We start from the raw sequence: 26,174 nt of genomic DNA on the forward strand, positions 1-26,174 counted from the left end.
GCGTAACCTCTTACGCCGCTTATAAAAATCCCCACACTCTCAATTGAAAGTATGGCGCTAGTCGTCAGGGGATTTTTCGTTCCAAATTTCGCTAGGAGCGACCTGAATCCAGAAACAGGGAAACAATCTGGGTGAGTAAGGTGTGAGTTATGGGTTATTTTTTAAGACGTTTGTCATTTTATTTTGTCGCGCTATTAGTTGCTGCGACGTTAAACTTTATTATTCCAAGAGCAATGCCTGGTGACCCAGTTACCATGATGTTTGCGAACGCTTCTGTACAAGTTACTCCAGAGCGTATTGCTGCAATGAAAGAACTATTAGGCTTCGTTGATGGTGGCTACTTAGTTCAATACGTGGCGTACATGAAGAACATTCTTAGCTGGGAACTTGGTACATCAATTCAATTCTACCCACTTTCTGTAAACACACTGTTGGGTGGAGCATTCGGTTGGTCGCTTTTCTTAGCCGGCACCGCAGTTATTCTTTCTTTCTCGATTGGTTCAATCCTAGGTATTTTCGCAGCGTGGAAACGCGGCAGTAAGTACGATGCCTTCGTAACGCCAGGGATGCTGATTCTACAAGCCGTTCCTCAAGTTGTTATCGCGATGATTGCACTATTTACCTTTGCAATTGGCTTGAAGTGGTTCCCAACAGGGTATGCCTACACCGCTGGTACTATACCTGATTGGACAAGCTGGGCATTCATTAAAGATGTCGCTTACCACGCCTTCTTACCACTGTTCTGTGCTTCTGTTGTTCAAATTGGTGGCTTCCTAGTAAACATGCGTAACAACATGATCAACCTACTAGCCGAAGACTACATCACCATGGCGAAAGGCAAAGGCCTGAGCGAAAACCGAGTGGTATTCAACTACGCAGCTCGTAACGCGATGCTACCTAGTGTGACAGCCCTGTCAATGTCGCTAGGTATGGCAATCGGCGGTCAGTTAATTATCGAAATCATCTTTAACTACCCAGGTCTTGGCAGCGTACTTTTCAACGCAATTAACGCTCGTGACTACCAAGTACTGCAAGGTCAGCTGCTTATCATGACGCTATTCATGCTGTTCTTTAACCTAGTTGCAGACATGCTTTACGTTGTTCTTGACCCTCGTCTTCGTAAGGGTGGTAAATAATCATGAAAGACTTTCTAAAACTCATTTGGCGTAACCCGATGGCCCTAACAGGCGTCATCATCCTAAGTATTTTTATTCTTGGCGCGATTGCAGCTCCATTAATCACCAAACATGTACCAGACAAGCGTACAGGTAACCCACACGAATATCCTGGTTTCGTGGTGAAGTCTGCACAAACTAACCCTGATGGCTGGGTTGCTCAAAATCTAGCAGACGACCGTCGTACATTGATCATGTCTAAAAAGGCAGACCACGTACTAGGCACAACTCGTATGGGTCGTGACGTTTGGTCTCAAGTGGTATACGGCGCACGGGTATCTCTTGCTGTAGGTTTTGGTGCGGGTCTAACCGTATGTTTACTCGCAACTGTTATTGGTGTTTCTGCAGGTTACTTCGGTGGCCGTGTCGATGACGTTCTAACAGCCGCAATGAACATCATGCTGGTAATCCCTCAATACCCATTACTGTTCGTAGTAGCAGCCTTTATCGGTGAGGCAGGGCCACTCACCATAACCTTGGTTATCGGCTTTATGTCTTGGGCTTGGGGTGCCCGTGTTGTTCGCTCCCAAACCTTAGCACTGCGTGAAAAAGAGTTTGTAAAAGCCGCTGAAGTTTTGGGTGAATCTTCATTCCGCATCATCTTCGTAGAGATTCTGCCAAACCTTATCTCTATCGTTGGCGCAAGCTTCATCGGTTCGGTGATGTACGCAATCATGATGGAAGCAACCATCTCGTTCCTAGGTCTTGGTGACCCGAACACAATCAGCTGGGGCATCATGCTTTACAACGTTCAAACCTCTTCATCAATGCTGATTGGCGCTTGGTGGGAACTGTTGGCTCCTTGTATCGCATTGACACTACTTGTAACTGGTCTTGCTCTACTTAACTTCGCGGTCGATGAAATTGCTAACCCGCAACTGCGTTCTCACAAAGGCATGAAGCGTTGGAAGAAACTAGCAGCTCAAGACAAAGAAGAACGTGAACCAGAACTACCACCACAAAATGCACTTTGGAGCGGAGATAAATAATCATGTCTGAACCACTAATTTCTATCCGCAACTTATGCGTGGATTACATCACAGAGTCTGGCGATGTTCGTGCGTGTAACAACGTAAGTTTCGACATCGCTCCAGGTGAAGTCTTCGGCCTAGCTGGTGAATCTGGCTGTGGTAAATCAACGGTCGCTTTCTCTCTTATGCGTCTTCATAAGCCGCCCGCTTACATCAGTGGTGGTGAGGTTATCTTCAACGGTGAGAACATCCTTGAATACAGTGATGACCGTATGCAGTCGTTCCGTTGGAGTGAGATGTCGATGGTATTCCAGAGCGCGATGAACGCACTCAACCCAGTACTACCGATGGAAGAGCAGTTCTGTGACGTAATCATGCGTCACACCAACATGACTCGCGAGCAAGCTAAGCAGCGTGCTGAAGGTCTACTTGAAATCGTAGATATTCACCCGAGCCGATTGAGTGACTATCCTCACCAATTCTCTGGCGGCATGCGTCAGCGCTTGGTTATTGCTATCGCGTTAGCACTGAATCCGAAGCTGATCATTATGGATGAGCCAACGACCGCGCTTGATGTGGTTGTTCAACGCGAAATCCTACAAAAGATCTATGCACTAAAAGAAGAGTTTGGTTTCTCAATTCTGTTCATCACCCATGACTTGTCATTGATGGTTGAGTTCTCTGACCGCATCGGCATCATGTACTCAGGTGAGCTAATCGAAGTGGCTAACTCTCAAGATATTCTAGAAAACCCTTACCACCCTTACACCAAAGGGCTGGGAAGTTCTTTCCCTCCACTGACAGGGCCAAAGACAAAGTTAGCAGGTATTCCAGGTAACCCTCTGAACCTGTTAGAGATCCCTGAAGGGTGTCGTTTCCAAGCTCGTTGTGACCGTGTACATGAAACGTGTACCAAGGTGCCAACCAAGCTGCGTTCTATCGACCCGGGACATTTGTCTAACTGCCACCTGTACGGTGACCCAATAGTACAAAGGAAGCTATAGCTTGCACGCTAACTTGGCGTGAATAACGAACAAGGCGGCCCGTCCGCCTAAAAACAAGCAAAGCGAATAAGGATTCTGGAGACAATTATGAGCAAAGATTTCGGTCAATTATTGGTAGAAGGCAAAAATGTCGTAAAAGACTTCCCAATAAGCAGTACCACCATTCAAACCCCAATGATGCGTGCGATTAACGACGTGTCATTCAAGATGTATAAAAGTCGCGGCTTAGCGGTGGTTGGTGAGTCTGGTTCAGGCAAATCAACAACGGCAAAGATGATCGCAAAAATGTACGCGCCTTCGGGCGGCACGATAGAATACAAAGGCCGTGATATCCAAGAGATCTCAAGCAGAAAAGATCTTATGCACTACCGTGAAGGCGTGCAGATGGTATGGCAAGACCCGTTTGGTTCACTGAACCCAACGCACAATATCTTCCACCACATTGCTCGACCGTTGTTAATCCACAAGAAAGTATCTCCGGGCAATAAAAGAGAACTAGAAGAACGCGTTTACGATCTTTTAGAGCAAGTTGGTCTCATTCCGCCAAAAGAGACGGCGAAGAAATACCCTCACCAACTGTCTGGCGGCCAACGTCAACGTGTCAATCTAGCACGTAACATCGCAGTTGGTGCTGAAGTTGTTCTGGCCGATGAACCAACATCAATGCTAGACGTTTCAATTCGTGCGGGTGTTTTAAACCTGATGGAAGAGATGAAGTTCGAGAAGCAAATGTCTCTGCTTTACATCACTCACGATATCGCAACCGCTCGTTACATCGCTGAAGACCTTTCGGTGATGTACGTGGGACACATGGTGGAATGGGGCGATACCGATGACGTGATTGCTAACCCTCAGCACCCATACACCCAATTGCTTGTTTCGGCCGTTCCAGATCCTAAGAAGTCGATCCACGAGCAACTTGCAGGCAACAAAGGTGAGATTCCTCTGTGGACACCAGTATCAGCAGGCTGCCCATTTGCAGGCCGATGTACTCACGCAATGGATAAGTGCAAAGAGCAGCTACCAGGGGTTACGCAGCTCGCTGATAACCACTTTGTGCGCTGTTACCTACACGAAAGCTAAGCAATAAAACCCAAGTTAGGGTCTTCGGACCCTAACTATTTATATCCAAAACATTCAAGTACCTAGCCAATAGAAACTAGGACTGTCGGAGAATATTGATGCTGTTATTGACCAACCATATTGGCTATGAGTCCACAGGCCCGAAGCAAGCTATCCTACAAACTAAGAAAGCTCGCCTATCAAGCACTACGGCTCTACTCGTCTGTGCTGACAACCATATGACTGTCGGAAATTTTGATGTGGTTAAACAAGGCCGCGTAGCAAATTGGCATCAAGGGCAATTCTTCACTATTGATTTCAGTTCAGTCACTGAATCTGGTCGCTACTACCTACGTTTTGACAACCTGCGTTCAGAAGTATTTGAGATTGGTAGCAACCTATTAATGAACCACACGTTTTCTGATGTGCTTCATTACTTTAAGTCACAACGCTGTGGCGGTATTTTCGACAAAAAAGATCGACAAGCACAAATTCTAGGTACCGACCGATACGTCGATGTCCACGGTGGATGGTATGACGCATCAGGTGATGTCAGTAAATATTTTAGCCACCTGTCTTATGGTAACTACCTAAACCCACAACAAATTCCGATGGTCGTTTGGAACATGCTAAAAAGCGTACGCTTGACTGGCCATAACCCAGACTTCCCGAAATTCTCCATGACTCGTCTAACGGAAGAGGCTCTGTTCGGTGCCGACTTCTTAGTGCGTATGCAAGACGCTGACGGATACTTCTATATGACGGTATTCGACAAATGGAGCAAAGATATCAACCAACGCGATATCTGCGCTTATGCGACTCAAGAAGGTCATAAATCAACGGACTTACAAGCGGGCTACCGACAAGGTGCAGGTGTTGCTATCGCAGCATTAGCCGCAGCTTCTGAGCTTGAAATCTCTGGCAGCTACTCGAGCCACACATACCTTGAAACGGCTGTTAAGGGTTACTGGCATCTAAAAGAGTACAACCTCCAGTATCTAAACGATGGTGAAGAGAACATCATCGATGAGTATTGCGCCCTACTCGCAGCCAATGAGCTGTATCGCGTAACACAAGACCAGCAATACCTATCAGAAGCAAGAACTTGGGCGACTCGTTTAATCTCTCGTCAGCAATCCGATGATTCATTTGAGCACTTCTGGTCGGCAAACTCTGATGGCTCTCGTCCATACTTTCACGCAGCTGAAGCCGGTCTTCCGGTGATTGCACTATGTGAATACATCAACAACGAAACCGATGCTGAACTAAAAGAACAGGCTCGCACAGTTGTTGAACAAGCTTGTCAGTTCGAAATCAACATCACCGACAAAGTCACCAACCCATTTGGCTATCCAAGACAATACGTAAAATCTATCGATGGTGATAAACGTGATGCCTTCTTCGTCGCTCAACAGAACGAAACCGGTTACTGGTGGCAAGGCGAGAACGCACGCCTTGGCTCACTCGCAACCATGGCTTACCTAGTTCAACCGCACATTAAAGATAGCGAGCTTCAAGAGCGCTTAATCCAGCTTTCACAAAATAGCCTTGATTGGATCTTGGGCCTCAACCCATACCACATGTGCATGCTCGATGGTCATGGCCATAACAACCCAGACTACCTACCTCAGCTTGGGTTCTTCAATGCGAAAGGCGGTATCTGTAATGGCATCACAGCTGGTTTTGAAGATGAACAAGACATTGCGTTCAATCCACCAGCACAAAAAGATGACATGCTTCAAAACTGGCGCTGGGGCGAACAATGGATCCCTCACGGCGCTTGGTTCCTATTAGCCACAGCGGCACAGTTCAGCTTCCTAGCTCAGCGTAAGGAGCAATAATAATGACTCTTTACTACGTAGGTATTGATGGTGGTGGTACTTCTTGTCGTGCTCGTATTCGTGACGACCAAGGCAAATTGATTGGTGAAGCGAAAAGTGGCAGTGCCAACATCCTTTTGGGTGTTGATGTTGCAATGATCTCAATTATTGATGCCATTACAAAAGCAGCACAACAAGGGCAACTCAACTCAGACCATTTTTCAAATATGCATGTTGGCCTAGCACTGGCTGGCGCTGAGCAAAAATCAGCATGGTTCGACTTCATGGCTCAACCACACCCTTTCGCAAGCATGACACTAAATACCGACGCTTATGGCGCTTGCATTGGTGCTCACAATGGCCAAAACGGCGCAATCATGATCGGTGGTACGGGTTCTTGCGGTATCTTCCTAAAAGACGGTGAGCAATATGTGGTTGGCGGTCGTGAATTTCCGATTTCAGATCAAGGCGGCGGCGCAGTCATGGGCTTACGTTTGATTCAACAAGTCTTGCTTGCAGAAGACGGTATTCGCAACAAAACCCCGCTGACTCTACATGTGATGAATCACTTTAATAATGATGTGGATGCCATTGTCAAATGGTCAAAAGGTGCTATTCCAAAGGATTACGGTCAATTCTCACCAGTTATTTTTCAACTCGCTAATGAAGGTGACGAACTGGCTATCGAGATGCTCAAGCAAACCGCCGCTGATATCGAAATGTTTGTACTAGCACTGCATCACAAAGGTGCGGACAAGGTATGCCTGATGGGAAGTATCGCAGAGCGAATTCTCAACTGGCTATCACCACCAGTACAGCAATGGATCGTTAAACCTCAATTCGACGCTATCGAAGGCGCATTGATGTTTGCCGGGAAACCACAACACAACTTGTATCAACAGGCTTAGCAGGGAAGTTATATGAATTATCGCATCGACTTAGCTGTTCTTTCTGAACAAAAAAATAACTGCCGATTTGGCCTTACGGTACATAACTTAAGTGACCTCGACGTAACAGATTGGTCTCTGCACTTTGCATTTGATCGATTCATCCTTCCAGAAAGTTTATCGCAAGGTGAACTGACTCAAGTTGGAAGCTTTTGTTCGTTCAAACCAAGTTCGTCAGTGTTAAAGGCGAACAACCATTACTACCTTGAATTCAGCATTCAAAGCGCCCCATTCCGTTTTTATTCTGACGGTCTAAACGATGCCTTTATCCAAACACATCACCAAGGCGAAACCTCGGTGCTGCCAGTCGCGATATCACCTATTGTTCTGGCGTCACCATACCGTGAACGCAATCAGATACCTGAAGTGAACGCTGCTGAGGTGGCATTAATTCCTCAGCCGAATCAGTTCGAACTTAAGCAAGGTAGCTTCGCGTTAAATAGTAAATGCAAAATTGAGGTTCAATCTCACCTTGCAGAGAAGGCCAGCGCTTGGTTACAACAAGAGTTACTGATTACGTTCGAGCTAGCGATTTCAACAGAACTCTCACCAGAAGCGAGCGGAGACATTCTACTTCGTAGCAACCCAACTTTAGATGAAGCCGAATACAAACTGACCATCACAACTCAACAAGTGGTCGTAGAATCAGGCAGTCAATCAGGCTTCACTCATGCAGTAGCTAGCTTAATACAATTAGTTCAACAACAAAATGCTGAACGCTTCTCTGTGCCATGTTGCAAAATCGCCGACCAACCTCGTTTCAAATACCGCGGCATGATGTTGGACTGTGCACGTCACTTCCACTCGGTGGAGCAAGTGAAACGTTTAATCAACCAGTTGGCGCACTACAAATTCAACGTTTTTCATTGGCACCTAACCGATGATGAAGGTTGGAGGATCGAGATAAAGAGCCTACCTCAACTCACTGAAATCGGTGCTTGGCGAGGTCCTGACCATGCATTAGAGCCACAATATACCCATATTGCTGAAAACTACGGCGGCTTCTACACCCAGCAACAGATTCGCGAAGTCATTGAATATGCAGAGCAACGCAGCATCACGGTGATCCCAGAGATCGATATTCCGGGACACTGCCGTGCCGCAATCAAATCACTGCCTGACATGTTGGTGGAGCAAGCTGACACTACTCAATACAAAAGCATTCAGCACTACAACGACAACGTCCTAAACCCAGGTTTACCGGGCACTTACCAGTTCTTAGATGCGGTTATTGAAGAAGTCGCAGAGCTATTCCCTAGCGAATTGATTCACATGGGCGCAGACGAAGTACCACCGGGCGTATGGACTAACAGCCCTGCAGCTCAAGCGCTGATGAAAGAACATCAATACCAAGACAGCAAAGATTTGCAAGGTCACCTATTCCGCTATGCCGAGAATAAGCTTAAGCAACTCGGCAAACGCATGGTGGGCTGGGAAGAAGCTCAGCACGGCGACAAGGTGAGCAAAGAGACCATCATCTATTCATGGCTCAGTGAAGAAGCGGCTGTGAACTGCGCTCGCCAAGGCTTTGATGTGGTATTGCAACCTGCACAATTTACCTATCTCGACATGACCCAAGATTATGCACCGGAAGAGCCGGGCGTAGATTGGGCTGCCGTTATCCCATTAGAACAAGCTTATACCTACGAAGCGCTTGCTGAGATATCCGACACCGACCCAATTCGTAAGCGGATCCGCGGAATTCAGTGTGCTCTATGGTGTGAGATCGTCACCAACCAAAAGCGTATGGATTACATGGTATTTCCAAGAATTAGCGCTTTAGCTGAAGGATGTTGGACACATAAAAACAACCGAAACTGGCTAGATTACCTGTCTCGCCTAAAGGGTCACTTGCCGCTACTCGACAGACTCAATGTTGACTATCGCAACCCTTGGAAAGCTCAATAAAACAAAACCAAAGCAACACTCACATCGAGCGCTTGCTAACTCAAATTAAGGTGCTCAGTCAGATAAGACTCAGCATCACTATTTAAAAATTAGCTGCATAGATGCAGTTTGTTAAAAAGGAAATGACAATGAAATACGGCTATTTCGATAACGACAATCGCGAATACGTCATCACTCGCCCTGATGTACCAGCACCTTGGACAAACTACCTAGGTACTGAAAAGTTTTGTACCGTGATTTCGCACAATGCGGGCGGTTACTCGTTCTACAATTCTCCGGAATACAACCGTGTTACTAAGTTCCGTCCAAACGGCACCTTTGACCGCCCAGGACACTATGTTTACCTGCGTGATGATGAGACGGGTGATTACTGGTCTATCTCTTGGCAACCAGTGGCAAAGAGCCTAGATGAAGCGAACTACGAAGTTCGTCACGGCCTGTCATACTCAAAATTCAAATGTGAATACAGCGGCATTACCGCAACCAAGACGCTATTCGTACCTAAGGGTGAAGATGCAGAAGTTTGGGACGTTATATTAAAGAACAACACTGACAAGCCACGTACTATCAGCACTTTCTCGTTTGTTGAGTTCTCTTTCAGCCATATTCAATCAGACAATCAAAACCATCAGATGTCTTTGTACTCTGCGGGCACGTCTTACCAAGAAGGTGTTCTGGAATACGACCTGTACTACAACACTAACGACTTTGAAGGCTTCTACTACCTAGCTTCAACTTTCTCACCAGACAGCTACGATGGCCAACGTGATAACTTCCTTGGTATGTACCGTGATGAAGCAAATCCAATTGCGGTTGAAAACGGTAAGTGTTCTAACAGCGCTCAAACTTGTTACAACCATTGTGGTTCTCTGCACAAGCAATTTACGATTCAACCCGGTGAAGAAGTTCGCTTTGCGTATGTACTCGGTATCGGTAAAGGCAACGGTGAACGCCTACGTGAGAAGTACCAAGACACAGCAAACGTAGACGCCGCTTTCCAAGGCATCAAAGATCACTGGGACGAGCGTTGCAACAAATTCCAAGTTAAGTCGCCAAACGAAGGCTTAGACACAATGATCAACACGTGGACGCTATACCAAGCGGAAACCTGTGTGGTTTGGTCACGCTTTGCATCATTCATCGAAGTTGGCGGTCGTACTGGTCTTGGTTACCGTGATACGGCTCAAGATGCTATTTCAGTACCCCATGCCAACCCACAAATGACCAAGAAACGTATTATCGACCTGCTTCGCGGCCAAGTGAAAGCGGGCTACGGTCTACACTTGTTCGATCCTGACTGGTTCGATCCAGAGAAAGCCGACGTTGAGCCTTCAAAATCACCAACTGTTGTTCCAACACCGTCAGATGACGACAAGATCCACGGCATTGAAGACACATGTTCTGATGACCACCTATGGATCGTTCCGACCATTATCAAATACGTAATGGAAACCGGTGAGCACGACTTCTTCGATGAAGTGATTCCATACGCAGACGGTGGCGAGGCGACAGTTTATGAACACATGAAAGCGGCACTGAACTTCTCTGCTGAATACGTGGGTCAAACGGGTATCTGTAAAGGTCTTCGAGCTGACTGGAATGACTGTTTGAACCTAGGTGGTGGTGAATCTTCAATGGTTTCATTCCTACACTTCTGGGCGCTACAAGAATTCCTAGATCTTGCTAAGTTCCGTAATAACGATGCTGATGTTGCGAAATACACTGAAATGGCTGCTAACGTTCGCGAGGCGTGTGAAACGCACCTTTGGGATGACGAGGGTGGCTGGTACATCCGTGGTCTGACTAAAAATGGCGACAAGATCGGTACCGCTCAACAAGCTGAAGGTCGTGTGCACCTTGAGTCAAACACGCTCGCGGTTTTATCTGGTGCTGTTTCTCAAGAACGTGGCGAGAAAGCGATGGACGCTGTTGATGAGAACCTTTTCTCTGAATACGGCCTACACCTAAACTCTCCTTCATTCGCAACACCAAACGATGATATCGGCTTCGTAACTCGCGTTTACCAAGGTGTAAAAGAGAACGGTGCAATCTTCTCTCACCCTAACCCATGGGCTTGGGTAGCAGAAGCGAAACTAGGTCGTGGTGACCGTGCTATGAAATTCTACGACGCACTGAACCCGTACAACCAAAACGACATGATTGAAACACGTTACGCAGAACCATACTCGTACGTGCAGTTCATCATGGGTAAAGACCACCAAGACCACGGCCGTGCAAACCACCCTTGGTTAACGGGTACTTCTGGTTGGGCTTACTTCGCGGTAACTAACTTCATTCTTGGTGTTCGTACCGGCTTTGAAGGCCTAACGGTTGATCCATGTATCCCGACTGATTGGCCAGAGTTCGAGGTTACTCGCCAATGGCGTGGCGCAACTTACAACATCACGGTGCAAAACCCGAATGCAGTAAGCAAAGGCGTTGCTTCTATCACTATCAATGGTGAGTCAGTTGAAGGTGCAATCCCAGTACAAGCAGAAGGCAGCGTGAACGACGTTGTCGTTGTTCTAGGCTAGTCACTCAATTTAACGAACAGCTCTTGTCTCAAGTCTTTACAGGCTTGAGACAATGAGACTAAAAGGATTTTCTAATGATTAAATTTGGTACAGGTGGCTGGCGCGCTTTCATTGGTGAAGAGTTCACCAGAGAGAACGTTCGCTTAGTAGCGCAAGCGCTCGCTAACATCATTAACAACGAAGATGCAGCCAAGAATGGTTTTGTGATCGGTTATGACCGTCGTTTCCTTTCAGATAAAGCGGCATGCTGGTTTGCAGAAGTACTTGCAGCGAATAACATCAAAGTAAGCTTCATTGATAAATTCGTTCCAACACCTATCGTGATGTTCCAAGCAAAAGAGATGGGGTGTACCTACTCAGCGTGTATTACCGCTTCTCACAACCCAGCAGACTACAACGGTATCAAGGTGTTCATTGAAGGTGGTCGTGATGCTGACGAGATCATCACCGAGAAGATCGAACAGCAAATCGCAACCCTAACTAACGAAGACGTTATCCGTGTCGATTTCGAACAAGCGTTAAATGACAAAGAGATCGAGATCATCAATCCGATGAACGACTTTGTGGATTCGATCATCAACTTTATTGATATCGATTCGATCAAGAAAGCCAACCTACGCGTACTGATTGATCCTATGTTTGGTGTAGCAAAAAATGCTCTACAAACGGTTCTGATCAACGGTCGCTGTGATGTCGACGTAATCAACGATGGTAAAAACCCAGATTTTGGTGGCTTGATGCCATCGCCAAATGCCGCAACGCTGTATCGCTTGAAGCACTTAGTAGCCGCTGAAGGTTATGACATCGGTATCGGTACCGATGGCGATGCCGACCGCTTAGGCATTATAGATGAGAAAGGTCACTTCATTCATCCTAACGAAGTGTTATTGCTGCTTTACTACTACTTACTGGAATACAAAGGTTGGAAGGGCTCTGTCGTGCGTAACATCGCAACCACACACCTGCTAGATAAAGTGGCGGCTGATCACGGCGAGAAGAGCTTTGAGGTTCCGGTAGGCTTTAAACATATCAGCTCGCAAATGGAAGCCGATGACTCACTGATTGGTGGAGAAAGCTCAGGTGGTTTAACCATTCGTGGTCACATCAAAGGTAAAGACGGCGTATTTGCTTCTAGCTTGCTGGTTGAAATGATCAGCGTGACGGGCAAAAAGCTGTCTGAACTGCTTGATGAGATCTATTCCAAATACGGCTATGCCTACACCGCTGAAGGCGACTGCAAGTTTAAGCCTTCAGAGAAAGAAGCACTCTACACTAAGATCTACGTAGAGAAACAACTGCCTGAATTTGAGTACGAAATTGAAAAAGTCAACTATGAAGATGGTGCTAAGGTGTACTTCAAGAATGGCGGCTGGGTGATTGCTCGCTTCTCAGGAACAGAGCCGTTACTACGAATCTTCGCAGAAATGGAAGATAAAGAGACAGCAGAACGTGTTCTTCAGAAAGTGAAAGACTTCCTCTCTCTATAGGCCTATAGAGTGCAGCAGTTTTGGATGGGGTTTAACAAATCACTGCCTTGTTAAAGCCTATAGGTGAAGAACTCTTGCCCAGTACTTTAATTAAAGTGCTGGGCTTTTTTATAGCGAACTTCTATTACTTAGCCGAGTAAGATTTACTGAGTCTAGCTAGCGACTAAACTGAGTTAGAACGCAAGCACGCCTTTGGTGTCTACTTTCACAGTTACTGGCATACCGACTTCAAGCGCTTCAGAAGAGGTCGATAATAACTTCTGACCATGCGCTTCGATTACATAACGACAGTGATCACCCATAAATTGCTGTTCTAGCACCGAAATAGCACTATCTTGCTCGTAACTTGCTTGGATATGCTGGGGCCTTAGCAGAAGCTCACATGTATTGCCGAACTCAATCTCCGTTTGCGGTTTGGCTTCAACCATACCCAAACTGGTTTCAAATTCATGCTCCGAAATACGCTGTGCCTTTAAGTAGCTACCGCCACCCAAGAAATCAGCAACGAACTTACTCGAAGGGTGGAAATACAACTCAGATGCCGAACCATACTGTTCAATCACACCATGGTTCATCACAGCCATCTTATCTGCAAAAGCAAATGCCTCTTCGCGACTGTGAGTTACGAAGATAGCTGTAACACCCTGCTTCTTAAAAATCTTGCGAATCTGAGAAATCAGCTCATGACGAACCTGAGTATCGATGTTTGAGAATGGTTCATCTAACAGTAGCAAGTCTGGCTTGTACGCCAAAGAACGAGCAATAGCGACACGCTGCTGTTGACCACCTGAAAGTTGATGTGGGTAGCGGTCACCGAACTCACCTAAGTGAACCAGCTCCAGCATCTCTTGAACTTTGTCTTTCTTTTGCTGCTCTGAGAGTTCTTTTAGTCCAAAGCCAACGTTCTGGTTGACCGTCAAGTGCGGGAACAGAGCGTAGTCTTGGAAAATCATACCGATATTTCGTTGCTCCGGTGGCAACCAATTATCGCCATCATCGATGGTTTGACAGTTTAAACTCATTACGCCACTACTCAATGGAAGCAGGCCAGCAATCGCCTTCAGTAAGGTGGTTTTCCCGCAACCACTTGCACCAAGAAGACAAACAATTTCACCATGCTCAACTTCTAACGAGAGCGCTTCCAAGATGGTTTGCGACTCATACTTACAAGTCAGATCTTTAATTGATAATGCACAACTCATTAGTGTTTCTGCTCCAAAGAACGGTTTACGATGATCAGAGGAATTAAACCTACTAACACCAGTAATACAGCAGGCATCGCCGCCAATTCGAGGTGCTCATCTGAGGCATAGTTATAAACATAGGTCGCTAATGTTTCGAAGTTGAAAGGACGCAGCAGCAATGCCGCATTTAGCTCTTTCATTGATTCGATAAACACCAGTAAACCGGCGATCAGCGCGCCGCGTTTAATCAAAGGTAAATGAACACGACGTAACATCTGGTTGGTATTGCAACCCATGGTTTTAGAAGCCATATCCAATGAAGGAGATACTTTACTCAAGCTACTTTCAATACTGCCAATCGCCACTGCAGAAAAACGCACCACCATTGCAAAGATAAGCGCAAACATGGAACCAGAGAAAATCAGCCCCGGACGTCCCCACTCCATCACTTTGGCAATATCATTGACTAAGTGATCCATGAACAACACAGGCACCATCACACCAATCGCCAACACAGTGCCTGGAACAGCATAGCCCATCGAAGCAATACGCATGTAAGCCTGATTTTTCTTACTCGGGCTGACACGTTGATTAAAGTTCACAATCATCGCAATGATAACGCCAATAATCGCCGCGATTACTGACACATAAAGACTGTTAACAGCATACTCTCTGAATTCAGGCGTCCAACTTTGTGCAAAGTATTTGTAGGCATAGATCATCAACTGACCCAGAGGGAATAAGAATGCAACGCACACTAATCCCCAGCACCAAAACAGTGCCAACCACTTCTTCCAACCGGATAGGTCGTAACGAAAGTCTTCACGACTGCTGAATTGATTCTGGAACAGTTTCTGTTTACGACGACTGTAGCGCTCTGAACTCAACAGCAAGATCACGATAACTAGCATAATTGCCGATATTTTCGCAGCAGCCGTTAAACTTGAATAACCTAACCAGGTATCGTAAACCGCTGTCGTTAAAGTGTTGACTGCAAAGTAACTCACGGTACCAAAATCACCGATAGTTTCCATCGCAACAAGCGATAGACCTACCGCCATTGATGGGCGAACAAGTGGCAACGAGATACGACGAAAGCTTTCCCAAGGTGAGCATTTTAGCAACCGAGCGGATTGCAGTAAGGAGACGTTTTGCTCCATAAATGCGGCGCGGCACAGCAAGTAAACATAAGGATAGAGAACGAGAGACAGAACAATAATAGCACCAGATAAGGTTCTAATATCCGGGAACCAATACTCACCGGGTCCCCACCCAGTAAGATCTCGCAGTAGAACTTGAACAGGCCCAGCAAAGTCGAACCAATCGGTGAATATATACCCAACAATATAGCCTGGCATTGCTAATGGCAGTACTAGCGCCCATTGCAAAACCCGCTCTCCCGGAACACGGCACATTGCCATAATCCAAGCAGACGGAATACCAAAAACCAAAGACAGGAATAAGGTTCCCATGACTAAAACCACCGTATTGTAAGCATAGGTGGGCATTACTGTGGACATCAGATGAGAAAATAGCTCATCTGTTTCTCCAACAGCCGTCGTAAAAATCGCTAAGATCGGTAAAACCAGTAATACAGCAATAATGCCGCTACTGGTGTTCCATAAATAATTCTTTTCTTTCATCGCCTAACTACAAAGAGGCTTAATGAAACACAAATGCATTTGCAAATACATCTCATGTCCTTTTAATGGTGGGGTTATTTATACCCATATACTGTAATGACTTCAAGGTGAGATGCTAATAACTCAAGGGATCGACGGCGAGCTTTGTATCAAAAAGTGATTTTCCAAAACAAACAACCCCAAGTGACCGAAATGGCGACTTGAGGTTGTCATTTTACTTGGGCCGAAGCCTACAGTAATAAATTAAAGATCGAACTTAACTTCGTCTAATAGTTTAATTGCTGCTGCGTGGTGGTCAGCAATTTGGTCTAGAGAAATTGTATCTGCTTTGAATTCACCCCATGAAGCAACAAGCTCAGAAGGTTTAACATCAGCTTTCACTGGGTATTCATAGTTCACTTCTGCATACATGCTTTGTGCTGTGTTACCCGATAGGAATTCCATTAGCTTAACGGCATTCTCTTCGTTTGGAGAGTATTTAGCCATTGCCATACCAGAGATATTCACGTGAGTACCCGTTGTCTCTTGGTTAGGGAAGTTAATGTAAACAGCGTCAGCCCAAACTTTTTGCTCTTTATCGTTAACCATCTTGCCTAGGTAGTAGCTGTTACCAAGAGCAACATCACATAGGCCTTCTTTAATCGCTTTAACTTGTGCGCGATCGTTACCTTGAGGCTTGCGTGCTAGGTTAGCTTTTACGCCTTCTAGCCACTCTTTCGTTTCAGCTTCACCTTTGTGAGCAATCATCGAAGATACTAGAGAAACATTGTATGGGTGCTTACCGCTACGCGTACAGATCTTACCTTTAAATTCAGGCTTAGTTAGATCTTCGTAAGTAAACTCCTCACCTAGACGACCAACACGGTCACGAGAAGAGTAAACGCTACGTGTACGTGTTGTTAGAGCGAACCACTCATTGTTTGTATCTTGGTATTGAGCAGGAATATTCTTTTCAAGAACTTCGCTTTCAACAGACTGAACTAAACCTTGTTTAGTTAGCTCAGATAGACGACTGATGTCTACAGTTAACACTACGTCTGCAGGGCTGTATTCGCCTTCTTGAGCTAACTTTTCTGCTAAACCTTTTTTAGCAAACTTAACGTTTACTTTAATGCCAGTCTCTTTTGTGAATTCCTTGAACATTGGTTCAACTAGGAAAGGTTGACGGTAAGAGTATACGTTTACTTCTTCCGCAGCCATTGCTGTCGGGGCAATTACACCACACGCTAGAGCTGAAAGTGTTAGCAGTTTCTTCATTGTAAAATCCTTTATATCGAAATGATAATGTCTATCAGTTGGGTTATTATATTCATCATTAACATTATTACAATGACGACCAACAAAAAATCCATCTACTCAGACCATTCAAACTCTCACTTTTGTAACAAACCATTTCAACTTTGTGTCTTGTCGTTCCTCTTAAACAATGAGCCTAACTTCAACGTTCGTGTTTATATATTGTGCAACCGTAAATACAACAAAGCCCCGCAACAAGAGTTGCGGGGCTTTCTTTGTCCAACCTAACCCATTCAGATTAGGCGACGACTGTTGATTATTTTACTGATACAAACTCAGGGTAAGCGCCGACACCACAATCGTGCATGTCCATACCTTCAAGTTCTTCATCTTCCGTTACTCGGATACCGATTGTTGCTTTAAGCACCGCCCATACTGCTAGGCTAGCACCGAATACCCATGCAAAGATGACTGCTGCACCCATTAGCTGAGCACCAAACGTTGCATCAGCGTTGCTTAGTGGCACAGCCATTAGACCGAAGAAACCACATACACCGTGTACAGAGATAGCACCTACTGGATCATCAATCTTAGCTTTGTCTAGAGCGATGATGCTGAATACAACCAATGCACCAGATACCGAACCAATCGCTACAGCAAATAGAGGTGATGGTGATAGAGGGTCTGCAGTGATTGCTACTAGGCCAGCTAACGCGCCGTTAAGAATCATTGTTAGGTCTGCTTTACCCCAAGTTGTTTTACATACTAGTAGTGCTGCAATTGCGCCTGCTGCTGCTGCTGCGTTGGTGTTAAGGAAGATTTGACCTACTGCTGTTGCGTTCTCAAAATCCGAAACCATCAGTTGAGAACCGCCGTTGAAACCGAACCAACCGAACCAAAGGATAAATGTACCTAGCGTTGCAAGTGGCATGTTTGAACCAGGAATCGGGTAGATTTCACCGTTCTTACCGTATTTACCTTTACGAGCACCGAGTAGTAGAACACCAGCTAACGCTGCTGCTGCACCAGCCATGTGTACGATACCTGAACCTGCGAAGTCACTGAAACCCGCTTCTGATAGGAAACCACCGCCCCAAGTCCAATAACCTTCAACAGGGTAAATGAACGCTGTTAGTACTACAGAGAAGATTAGGAATGACCAAAGCTTCATACGCTCAGCAACCGCACCAGATACTACAGACATTGCTGTTGCAACGAATACTACCTGGAAGAAGAAGTCTGATTCTAGAGAGTGATCTGCGCCTTCACCTTGTGTACCAATTAGAGTACCAAATGATGGCAACCAACCGCCTTCACCGTTGTCGACATACATGATGTTGTAACCAACCACTAAGAAAGCAGTACAAGCAATTGCGTACAAACAGATGTTCTTAGTTAAAATTTCTGTGGTGTTCTTTGAACGAACTAGGCCAGCTTCTAACATCGCGAAGCCTGCTGCCATCCACATTACCAACGCACCTGAAATGAGGAAGAAAAAAGTGTCTAGTGCGTAACGTAGTTCCGTTACTGTTGTTGTAAGTTCCATATTAAAGTCTCCAGTCCTTGTAATTCTTTAAAGTGCTTCAGCATCCATTTCACCAGTACGAATTCGTACGGCTTGGCTTAGGTCATACACAAAAATTTTGCCGTCGCCGATTTTTCCGGTGTGTGCCGCTTGGCTAATCGCTTCAACAACTCGGTCAACATTCTCAGCTTGGGTAGCAATCTCTAGCTTCACCTTTGGTAGGAAATCCACTTGGTACTCTGCACCACGATACAATTCAGTATGTCCCTTCTGACGACCAAAGCCTTTCACTTCAGAAACAGTCATACCTTCAATACCCACATCAGAGAGCGCTTCGCGTACATCGTCTAATTTGAATGGCTTAACAATGGCATTTATTAATTTCATATTCGTTCCTTAAATTCTTACTTAATCCGTTAATTCTCTTATTACAATCCAAGTAGCGTGCCAAAAAGTTAAGTGGTTGATTTTAAATAAGATGAAGATAATAAGGTCGTAATAACGAAAAAGGCTGCACCAACATGGTGCAGCCTTTTCACTATCTTAATGCGCGATGCTCTTATTGCTCCAGTTTTGGGCAACGGAGCCTTCAAAGCTCTGAATGACTAACAAATAGGTCTTAGGACTAGTAACCTAAAAAATCCATCCAGCGTTCGATGAGCAGTTCGAAATCGTCGATTCCACAGCTTGCTTGGCTTTCACAGTTATAGAAGTCGAACTCACTGCCCTCTTCCATCTCTTGCTCATGCGCTAACACGTTTTCTTGAATCGTTACTTCGTCTTCATTAATCGCAAGGCTAATCTCTTTGCCAAGCAACGTCACTTCATTGCTCAAGTCCTGTCGAGATTGCTCAATCAACGCCATCACATGATCTAATTTTTGCTTATCTTTACCGATCTCTTCTTGAAGCCAACGGCCAACAATCTCATGGCCCATGCTGCATTTCACATAGTATTCACCCATTAGAGTGTTTCTAGTAAATTCAAACTCCATAACTCAACCTATACTGCATTAATACTCAAGCGATACTATTTCTGAGTATACCATTGTCTTGTCAGAAACGAGTGTATTGACGAATTTATCGTTACGATCCAACCTACACAGTCAATGAAGAGGAGGGCTCTATGCAGTTGAACGAAATGATTGCCAAACAAATTGTCGAACGAACCATGAAGATCATCCCACACTCGATTAATGTGATGGATAATAAAGGTCGCATTATTGGATCCAGTGATCCTACTCGCTTATACCAAAAACATGAAGGAGCGGTACTTGCCATCACCGAATCACGAGTCGTTAATATTGACGAAGCCACTGCCGAACACCTAAAAGGGGTTAAGCCTGGAGTTAATTTACCGATTCTATTTCAGGATAATGTCATTGGGGCGATTGGGGTTTCTGGGACACTGCAGCAAGTTCATCATTTTGGTGAGCTGGTGAAGATGACCGCTGAGCTTATTGTTGAACAAGCTGTACTTATGTCTCAAGTAGAATGGAATAAGAGGCATCGTGAAGAATTGGTATTGCAATTAATCCGAGGTAGCACGCTTAATGACATGCAACTGCAATCCATCGCACAGCGTCTGGATCTCGACCTTGCACAACCGCGGATTGCCGCCATCGTCAAGGTGTTACCGATAGGAGACACTGCGCCTTCATTGGAAAACTTACAGCAATTAGTACATTTACTTGAATATCCCGAGCGCGATAATTTAGTCGGTATCTTGTCTGTTTCACAAAACGAAGTGGTGGTACTCAAGCCTATAACCCTGATAGGGAACAGCTGGTCCAAGGATGCAGAAGCCAAGCGCGTGAAATTGCTACTCAAAAGAATAAAGAAAGAAGCTAAGTTTCAAATCAAGATTGCGCTTGGGGATTACTTTACCGGACTTTCTGGTTTAGCACGCTCATATGATACCGCTGAGCTCACTATGCGCAGTGTCGGTAACCGCCCCGGAGACATGTTTTTCTATCAAGACTATCGACTGCCGGCCATTATGAGTAGCCTGTTACAAGATCCATGGATTCGTGAGCAACTGGAGCAGTCTTACCTACATCTTCAACAACAGGACAGTAAAGGGATACTGATCAAAACTTTGAAGACATATTTAAAGCAGAACTGTGATTCAGCTCTCACCTGTAACGAACTACATATCCATCGCAATACGCTACGCTATCGAACAGACAAGATAAACCAAATAACATCATTAAATATCAACAATATAGACGATCTATTTCAACTCTACATTGCAATAAATCTATTCCACTGGTCGAGCTAAAAAATGTGCAACTGCACAATTTAAAAGGACCGATTTGAGCACTTATTTGTAGAGAATGACAAAGACTTACCAACCCTATATCTTTATATTTGCCGAAAATGACACATCGTTATCTGGGAAATAGAACATGATTGAAGTTTCAACTCTTGGCGCACTTTCAGCATTGATTGTTGCTATCGCGCTCATTCTTAAAAAAGTGCCACCCACCTACGGCATGATCATCGGTGCTTTGGTTGGCGGCGTGGTTGGCGGCGTTTCTCTCACCGAAACCGTTGAGTTAATGATAGGTGGTGCCCAAGGGATCGTCACTTCAGTGATGCGAATTCTCGCCGCTGGTGTGTTGGCCGGCGTACTAATTGAATCAGGGGCGGCTACCTCGATTGCAGAATCCATCATCAAAAAAGTAGGCGAAACTCGCGCCTTACTTGCTCTTGCCATTGCGACCATGATTTTAACCGCTGTTGGCGTTTTCGTTGATGTGGCCGTTATCACGGTTTCTCCTATTGCACTGGCTATTGCTCGCCGCGCAGACCTTTCTAAAACCGCGATCCTTTTGGCGATGGTGGGCGGCGGTAAAGCAGGTAATGTCATGTCGCCTAACCCAAATGCCATTGCGGCGGCTGATGCGTTCAATGTTCCGTTAACCTCTGTGATGGCTGCAGGCGTGATTCCGGGTCTATTTGGGCTGCTTTTCGCCTACTTCTTGGCAAAGCGCCTCGTCAATAAAGGTTCAAAAGTAGCGGAAAGTGAAGTGGTCAAAGCGGATCAAAGTTCACTGCCAAGCTTTTCTTCTTCAATCGTTGCACCGTTAGTGGCTATTGCCCTACTCGCGCTGCGACCACTCGCTGATATCAATGTTGATCCTCTAATTGCATTACCCTTGGGTGGATTGCTGGGTGCACTGGCTATGGGTCGCTTCAAACAAGCCAATAGCTTTGCGGTTTCAGGCTTGTCACGTATGGCACCGGTTGCTGTAATGCTACTGGGCACAGGAACCATTGCAGGCATCATTGCTAACTCAGGACTAAAAGCTGATCTGATTGAAGTGCTGACGATGTCTGGGCTGCCTTCTTACTTACTTGCTCCGTTTTCTGGCGCACTGATGGCACTATCAACCGCATCGACAACTGCCGGAACAGTAGTGGCATCGAATGTATTTGCCAGCACCATTCTTGAGCTAGGTGTTCCAGCTCTCGCAGGCGCAGCAATGATCCACTCTGGTGCGACAGTACTTGACCATATGCCACATGGTAGCTTCTTCCATGCCACGGGTGGTGCGGTACATATGAGTATTCATGAACGTCTAAAACTCATCCCTTATGAGTCAGCGGTCGGTCTTGTTATCGCCTTCGTCTCAGTAATGATCTTCGGTGTATTTGGTCTGTTTGTTTAAGTTTAAAGGTATCAAAATGAAAATTGTAATTGCTCCTGACTCATATAAAGAAAGCCTATCAGCAATGGGCGTTGCTCAAGCGATTGAAGATGGCTTTAAACAGCTAATACCAAACGCCGAATACGTAAAATTACCAATGGCTGATGGTGGTGAAGGCACAGTACAATCTCTGGTGGATGCGACCAATGGCTCTATCATCCAACATCCAGTGATTGGTCCATTAGGTGAAATTGTCGAAGGCTTCTACGGTATGTTCGGTGACGGTAAAACTGCCATTATTGAAATGGCGGCCGCTTCCGGCCTAGATTTAGTCTCTCCAGAACAACGTAATCCACTAAAAACCACTACCTATGGTACGGGTGAGTTGATCAAAGCCGTATTAGATAAAGGTGTTGAGCATATTATTATTGGCATTGGTGGTAGTGCGACCAATGATGGTGGCTTAGGAATGGCTCAAGCGCTAGGCATTCGTATGCTAGATGCAGAGGGTCACGAGCTGGTGTTTGGTGGTGGTGAACTGTCAAAACTGACAACCATTGATCTCACCAACCTCGACCCACGCCTACAAAACGTACGCTTAGAGGTCGCTTGTGATGTCGATAATCCATTATGCGGACCAAAAGGGGCATCACAGGTATTCGGTCCGCAAAAAGGCGCAACACCAGAAATGGTTGAGCTGTTAGATGCTAACCTTGCTCATTATGCCAGTATCATGAAAAACCAGTTAGGCGTCGATGTCATTGATCTCCCTGGTGCTGGCGCGGCAGGCGGTCTAGGCGCGGCACTTGTTGGCCTGTTAAATGCGGAGCTTCGCCCTGGTATTAACATCGTAATGGACGCCGTCAATTTAGATGAAATAGTCTCAGATGCTGATCTTGTGATTACAGGAGAGGGGCGCATTGATAGCCAAACCATTCATGGCAAAACACCGATTGGTGTCGCTCGCACAGCCAAAAAACATAAACTGCCTGTCATCGGTATTGCCGGCTGTCTAGCCAGTGATTGTGGTGTGGTTCATGAGCATGGTATCGACGCGGTATTTGCGGTAGTGAACCGTTCAGTAGACTTGCCGACAGCTTTGGCTGAAGCGGCTGAAAATATTGAACTTACTGCTCGCAATGTTGCAGCAATGTATACGATTAAGCACTAATCGAGCTCTCTGTAAGCTAAAAGCAATTTTCGCTGTATGCTAAAAGCAATTAAGGCCGCTATTCACAGCGGCCTTAATTATATTTACAACAAAATCAGACGTTACGCAGGCTCTTGGAAGATAACCGTGTCTGCTTTTTCCGTGTACTGACCCATTTTATGGAAGTTCAGGTAACGGTATGTATCAGCAGCGGTTGCATTAATCTTCTCAGCGTACTCTAAGTACTCTTCTTTCGTTGGGATGCGACCTAGAATCGCGCCAACAGCAGAAAGCTCAGCAGAAGCCAGATAAACGTTCGCGCCATTACCTAAGCGGTTCGGGAAGTTACGCGTTGACGTCGACATAACCGTCGAAGCATCAGCAACACGAGCTTGGTTACCCATACATAGTGAACAGCCAGGAGTTTCGATACGTACCCCAGCACGACCGAAGATGCCGTAGTAGCCTTCTTCTGTCAGTTGGTCTTTATCCATCTTCGTTGGCGGAGCCACCCATAGGCGAGTATTTAGCGAGCCGTTAAACTCTTCTAGCATCTTACCTGCAGCACGGAAGTGACCGATGTTGGTCATACAAGAACCGATGAACACTTCTTGAATCTCAGTACCTTGAACGTCCGAAAGAAGACGAGCATCATCTGGATCGTTTGGTGCACATAGGATTGGTTGATCGATGTCAGCAAGATCAATCTCGATAACGTGCGCGTATTCCGCATCTGAATCAGCAGATAGCAACTCAGGGTTCTCTAGCCACTCTTCCATTGCTGTAATACGACGCTCAATCGTACGAACATCACCGTAACCTTCAGCGATCATCCACTTCAGCATCACGATGTTCGAGTTCAAGTACTCAGAGATAGACTCTTCAGAAAGCTTAACGGTACAACCTGCAGCAGAACGCTCAGCAGATGCATCAGAAAGCTCAAATGCTTGCTCAACAGATAAGTGCTCAACACCTTCAATTTCTAGTACACGACCAGAGAATTCGTTGATCTTACCGGCTTTCTCTACCGTTAGTAGGCCTTGCTTGATGCCGTAAAGAGGAATGGCATGTACTAGGTCACGTAGCGTGATACCCGGTTGCATTTCACCTTTAAAGCGAACCAAGATAGATTCAGGCATATCAAGAGGCATAACGCCTGTTGCTGCAGCAAATGCTACCAAGCCAGAACCCGCAGGGAATGAAATACCTAGAGGGAAACGAGTATGCGAGTCACCACCTGTACCTACAGTATCAGGAAGAAGCATACGGTTTAGCCATGAGTGGATAACGCCATCACCCGGACGAAGTGAAACACCCGCACGATTCATGATGAAATCAGGTAGCGTATGGTGAGTGTTTACATCGACTGGTTTAGGGTATGCCGATGTGTGACAGAAAGACTGCATTACAAGGTCTGCAGAGAAACCAAGACACGCCAGATCTTTAAGCTCATCACGAGTCATAGGACCGGTCGTATCTTGAGAACCGACTGTCGTCATTTTAGGTTCACAGTACTGACCAGCACGAACACCTTCAACGCCACATGCTTTACCAACCATCTTCTGAGCTAGCGTGTAGCCTTTATCAGATGCAGATGGATCGATTGGTTTAGCAAACAGATCCGTTTCAGCTAGACCTAGAGCGTCACGAGCGCGACTTGTTAAACCACGACCGATGATCAGTGGAATACGGCCACCAGCACGCACTTCATCAAGAAGTACTTTGCTTAGCTCAAAGTTTGAAATCACAGAACCGTTCTTGTGAACAACACCTTCGTACGGGTAGATATCAATGATATCGCCCATGTTCATGTCTTGTACGTTCAGTTCAATGGGTAGTGCGCCTGAATCTTCCATTGTGTTGTAGAAGATTGGTGCAATTTTACCACCAAGACAAACACCGCCAGTACGCTTGTTTGGTACGAATGGGATATCTTCACCCATGAACCAAAGTACTGAGTTTGTTGCCGATTTACGTGAAGAACCTGTACCAACAACATCACCAACGTAAGCCAGTGGAATGCCATCTTTTTGCATTTCTTCAATTTGTTTGATTGGACCAACGCTACCCTGTTCATCAGGAGTAATGCCATCACGTTCCATCTTCAGCATCGCTTTCGCGTGTACTGGGATGTCAGGACGTGACCATGCATCAGGCGCTGGAGATAGGTCATCGGTGTTCGTTTCACCAGTGACTTTAAATACTTTTACTGTGATTTTTTCTGCTACTTTATCTTTCGCTGTAAACCATTCAGCATCAGCCCAAGATTGAAGTACTTGTTGTGCAGCAGCATTGCCAGCTTTCGCTTTCTCTTCTACGTCATAGAACGCATCGAACATCAGTAGAGTATGAGATAGCGCTTTAACAGCGATTGGAGCAAGCTCAGCATCGTCTAGTAGAGATACTAGAGATTCGATGTTGTAACCGCCTTGCATGGTACCAAGCAGTTCTGCAGCTTTTGCTTTGCTTACTAGTGGCGAAGCTACTTCACCTTTAGTGATAGCCGTAAGGAAGCCAGCTTTTACGTAAGCAGCTTCATCTACACCCGGTGGAATGCGATTTTCTAGTAGGTCAAGAATGATTTCTTCTTCACCTTGAGGTGGATTCTTCAGAAGTTCAACTAGGCCAGCTACCTGCTCAGCATCTAGTGGTTTTGGAACAACTCCTTCGGCAGCACGTTCTTCGACGTGTTTACGGTAGGCTTCAAGCACGACTTTTTTCCTCTCATTGCGGTTCACTTCTTCCCTTCATAATTGTTAGTAAAATAAAGAAGTGAACATCCTTGGAAACTTGGCTCTCCATTGCCATTTTTGTCATTCAATTTGTATTGATGAGCGGCGTCATAGAGGCCAAACTGTGGGCGGTAGAATAGCAAA

General features: G+C 45.7%; 19 protein-coding genes. 12 read left to right on the forward strand and 7 right to left on the reverse strand.

Annotation, left to right across the window (positions count from 1 at the left end; all coding sequences use genetic code 11):
* Positions 1-149 precede the first annotated feature (149 nt).
* From AB4375_RS00505 to AB4375_RS00545, 9 genes are all read left to right on the forward strand, one after another.
* A complete protein-coding gene (locus tag AB4375_RS00505) occupies positions 150-1,136 on the forward strand; it encodes an ABC transporter permease (RefSeq protein ID WP_017059409.1) in 987 nt (328 codons plus the stop codon).
* Between the two features lie 2 nt (positions 1,137-1,138).
* Positions 1,139-2,164 (forward strand): ABC transporter permease, encoded by a 1,026-nt coding sequence (locus AB4375_RS00510; protein WP_017056648.1) that lies wholly within the window; start codon positions 1,139-1,141, stop codon positions 2,162-2,164.
* A 2-nt stretch (positions 2,165-2,166) separates the two neighbouring features.
* Positions 2,167-3,150 (forward strand): ABC transporter ATP-binding protein, encoded by a 984-nt coding sequence (locus AB4375_RS00515; RefSeq protein ID WP_048605693.1) that lies wholly within the window; start codon positions 2,167-2,169, stop codon positions 3,148-3,150.
* A gap of 87 nt (positions 3,151-3,237) precedes the next feature.
* Complete coding sequence (locus AB4375_RS00520) at positions 3,238-4,233, forward strand: ABC transporter ATP-binding protein (protein ID WP_048605696.1); 996 nt, start codon at positions 3,238-3,240, stop codon at positions 4,231-4,233.
* A 98-nt stretch (positions 4,234-4,331) separates the two neighbouring features.
* A complete protein-coding gene (locus AB4375_RS00525) occupies positions 4,332-6,053 on the forward strand; it encodes a glycoside hydrolase family 9 protein (protein ID WP_171732448.1) in 1,722 nt (573 codons plus the stop codon).
* Positions 6,054-6,055: 2 nt separating this feature from the next.
* Positions 6,056-6,940, forward strand: a complete 885-nt coding sequence (locus AB4375_RS00530) for a BadF/BadG/BcrA/BcrD ATPase family protein (protein ID WP_372050857.1) — start codon at positions 6,056-6,058, stop codon at positions 6,938-6,940.
* A gap of 12 nt (positions 6,941-6,952) precedes the next feature.
* Positions 6,953-8,887 (forward strand): beta-N-acetylhexosaminidase, encoded by a 1,935-nt coding sequence (locus AB4375_RS00535; RefSeq protein WP_372050858.1) that lies wholly within the window; start codon positions 6,953-6,955, stop codon positions 8,885-8,887.
* Between the two features lie 128 nt (positions 8,888-9,015).
* Positions 9,016-11,421, forward strand: coding sequence for a GH36-type glycosyl hydrolase domain-containing protein (locus AB4375_RS00540; protein WP_372050859.1), 2,406 nt, complete (start codon positions 9,016-9,018; stop codon positions 11,419-11,421).
* Between the two features lie 74 nt (positions 11,422-11,495).
* A complete protein-coding gene (locus AB4375_RS00545) occupies positions 11,496-12,908 on the forward strand; it encodes a phosphoglucomutase/phosphomannomutase family protein (protein WP_017068892.1) in 1,413 nt (470 codons plus the stop codon).
* 173 nt (positions 12,909-13,081) lie between these two features.
* Here AB4375_RS00545 and AB4375_RS00550 read toward each other — a convergent pair whose 3' ends face one another.
* The 6 genes from AB4375_RS00550 to AB4375_RS00575 all read right to left on the reverse strand — a co-directional run bounded on the left by AB4375_RS00550 (position 13,082) and on the right by AB4375_RS00575 (position 19,490).
* Entirely contained in the window at positions 13,082-14,110 is a 1,029-nt protein-coding gene (locus tag AB4375_RS00550) for an ABC transporter ATP-binding protein (protein ID WP_017068891.1), read from the reverse strand.
* Positions 14,110-15,735 carry an iron ABC transporter permease gene (locus AB4375_RS00555; protein ID WP_017068890.1) on the reverse strand — a complete coding sequence of 542 codons (1,626 nt, stop codon included), beginning with the start codon at positions 15,733-15,735 and terminating at the stop codon, positions 14,110-14,112. Before AB4375_RS00555 ends, AB4375_RS00550 begins: the two co-directional genes overlap by 1 nt.
* A gap of 243 nt (positions 15,736-15,978) precedes the next feature.
* A complete protein-coding gene (locus AB4375_RS00560; RefSeq protein ID WP_372050860.1) occupies positions 15,979-16,992 on the reverse strand; it encodes a Fe(3+) ABC transporter substrate-binding protein in 1,014 nt (337 codons plus the stop codon).
* A gap of 295 nt (positions 16,993-17,287) precedes the next feature.
* The gene (locus tag AB4375_RS00565; RefSeq protein WP_017059420.1) at positions 17,288-18,517 is read right to left on the reverse strand and encodes an ammonium transporter; all 1,230 of its coding nucleotides are present in this window, start codon (positions 18,515-18,517) and stop codon (positions 17,288-17,290) included.
* 27 nt (positions 18,518-18,544) lie between these two features.
* Positions 18,545-18,883 (reverse strand): P-II family nitrogen regulator, encoded by a 339-nt coding sequence (glnK, locus tag AB4375_RS00570; protein ID WP_004738200.1) that lies wholly within the window; start codon positions 18,881-18,883, stop codon positions 18,545-18,547.
* A 238-nt stretch (positions 18,884-19,121) separates the two neighbouring features.
* Positions 19,122-19,490, reverse strand: coding sequence for a YacL family protein (locus AB4375_RS00575; RefSeq protein ID WP_019824378.1), 369 nt, complete (start codon positions 19,488-19,490; stop codon positions 19,122-19,124).
* A gap of 131 nt (positions 19,491-19,621) precedes the next feature.
* Between AB4375_RS00575 and AB4375_RS00580 the strand changes: the two genes are divergently transcribed.
* The 3 genes from AB4375_RS00580 to AB4375_RS00590 all read left to right on the forward strand — a co-directional run bounded on the left by AB4375_RS00580 (position 19,622) and on the right by AB4375_RS00590 (position 23,319).
* Positions 19,622-20,776, forward strand: coding sequence for a sugar diacid recognition domain-containing protein (locus AB4375_RS00580; protein WP_017066809.1), 1,155 nt, complete (start codon positions 19,622-19,624; stop codon positions 20,774-20,776).
* A 127-nt stretch (positions 20,777-20,903) separates the two neighbouring features.
* On the forward strand, positions 20,904-22,169 hold the full coding sequence (locus AB4375_RS00585; RefSeq protein WP_017059423.1) for a GntP family permease: 1,266 nt from the start codon (positions 20,904-20,906) through the stop codon (positions 22,167-22,169).
* Between the two features lie 16 nt (positions 22,170-22,185).
* Positions 22,186-23,319, forward strand: a complete 1,134-nt coding sequence (locus tag AB4375_RS00590; protein ID WP_017059424.1) for a glycerate kinase — start codon at positions 22,186-22,188, stop codon at positions 23,317-23,319.
* 101 nt (positions 23,320-23,420) lie between these two features.
* On the opposite strand, the gene acnB is transcribed toward AB4375_RS00590, so the two are convergent.
* Entirely contained in the window at positions 23,421-26,009 is a 2,589-nt protein-coding gene (gene acnB, locus AB4375_RS00595; protein ID WP_017068887.1) for a bifunctional aconitate hydratase 2/2-methylisocitrate dehydratase, read from the reverse strand.
* Between the last annotated feature and the right edge of the window lie 165 nt (positions 26,010-26,174).

The sequence above is a fragment of the Vibrio sp. 10N.261.51.C6 genome, from assembly GCF_041471785.1.
Classification (GTDB): Bacteria; Pseudomonadota; Gammaproteobacteria; order Enterobacterales; family Vibrionaceae; genus Vibrio; species Vibrio crassostreae_C.

What these genes read in the sequence shown, in the direction of transcription:
- AB4375_RS00505 (WP_017059409.1), top strand. Translation starts at nt 150, where the DNA reads ATGGGTTATTTTTTAAGACGTTTGTCATTTTATTTTGTCGCGCTATTA.
- AB4375_RS00510 (WP_017056648.1), top strand. Translation starts at nt 1,139, where the DNA reads ATGAAAGACTTTCTAAAACTCATTTGGCGTAACCCGATGGCCCTAACA.
- AB4375_RS00515 (WP_048605693.1), top strand. Translation starts at nt 2,167, where the DNA reads ATGTCTGAACCACTAATTTCTATCCGCAACTTATGCGTGGATTACATC.
- AB4375_RS00520 (WP_048605696.1), top strand. Translation starts at nt 3,238, where the DNA reads ATGAGCAAAGATTTCGGTCAATTATTGGTAGAAGGCAAAAATGTCGTA.
- AB4375_RS00525 (WP_171732448.1), top strand. Translation starts at nt 4,332, where the DNA reads ATGCTGTTATTGACCAACCATATTGGCTATGAGTCCACAGGCCCGAAG.
- AB4375_RS00530 (WP_372050857.1), top strand. Translation starts at nt 6,056, where the DNA reads ATGACTCTTTACTACGTAGGTATTGATGGTGGTGGTACTTCTTGTCGT.
- AB4375_RS00535 (WP_372050858.1), top strand. Translation starts at nt 6,953, where the DNA reads ATGAATTATCGCATCGACTTAGCTGTTCTTTCTGAACAAAAAAATAAC.
- AB4375_RS00540 (WP_372050859.1), top strand. Translation starts at nt 9,016, where the DNA reads ATGAAATACGGCTATTTCGATAACGACAATCGCGAATACGTCATCACT.
- AB4375_RS00545 (WP_017068892.1), top strand. Translation starts at nt 11,496, where the DNA reads ATGATTAAATTTGGTACAGGTGGCTGGCGCGCTTTCATTGGTGAAGAG.
- AB4375_RS00550 (WP_017068891.1), bottom strand. Translation starts at nt 14,110, where the DNA reads ATGAGTTGTGCATTATCAATTAAAGATCTGACTTGTAAGTATGAGTCG.
- AB4375_RS00555 (WP_017068890.1), bottom strand. Translation starts at nt 15,735, where the DNA reads ATGAAAGAAAAGAATTATTTATGGAACACCAGTAGCGGCATTATTGCT.
- AB4375_RS00560 (WP_372050860.1), bottom strand. Translation starts at nt 16,992, where the DNA reads ATGAAGAAACTGCTAACACTTTCAGCTCTAGCGTGTGGTGTAATTGCC.
- AB4375_RS00565 (WP_017059420.1), bottom strand. Translation starts at nt 18,517, where the DNA reads ATGGAACTTACAACAACAGTAACGGAACTACGTTACGCACTAGACACT.
- glnK (WP_004738200.1), bottom strand. Translation starts at nt 18,883, where the DNA reads ATGAAATTAATAAATGCCATTGTTAAGCCATTCAAATTAGACGATGTA.
- AB4375_RS00575 (WP_019824378.1), bottom strand. Translation starts at nt 19,490, where the DNA reads ATGGAGTTTGAATTTACTAGAAACACTCTAATGGGTGAATACTATGTG.
- AB4375_RS00580 (WP_017066809.1), top strand. Translation starts at nt 19,622, where the DNA reads ATGCAGTTGAACGAAATGATTGCCAAACAAATTGTCGAACGAACCATG.
- AB4375_RS00585 (WP_017059423.1), top strand. Translation starts at nt 20,904, where the DNA reads ATGATTGAAGTTTCAACTCTTGGCGCACTTTCAGCATTGATTGTTGCT.
- AB4375_RS00590 (WP_017059424.1), top strand. Translation starts at nt 22,186, where the DNA reads ATGAAAATTGTAATTGCTCCTGACTCATATAAAGAAAGCCTATCAGCA.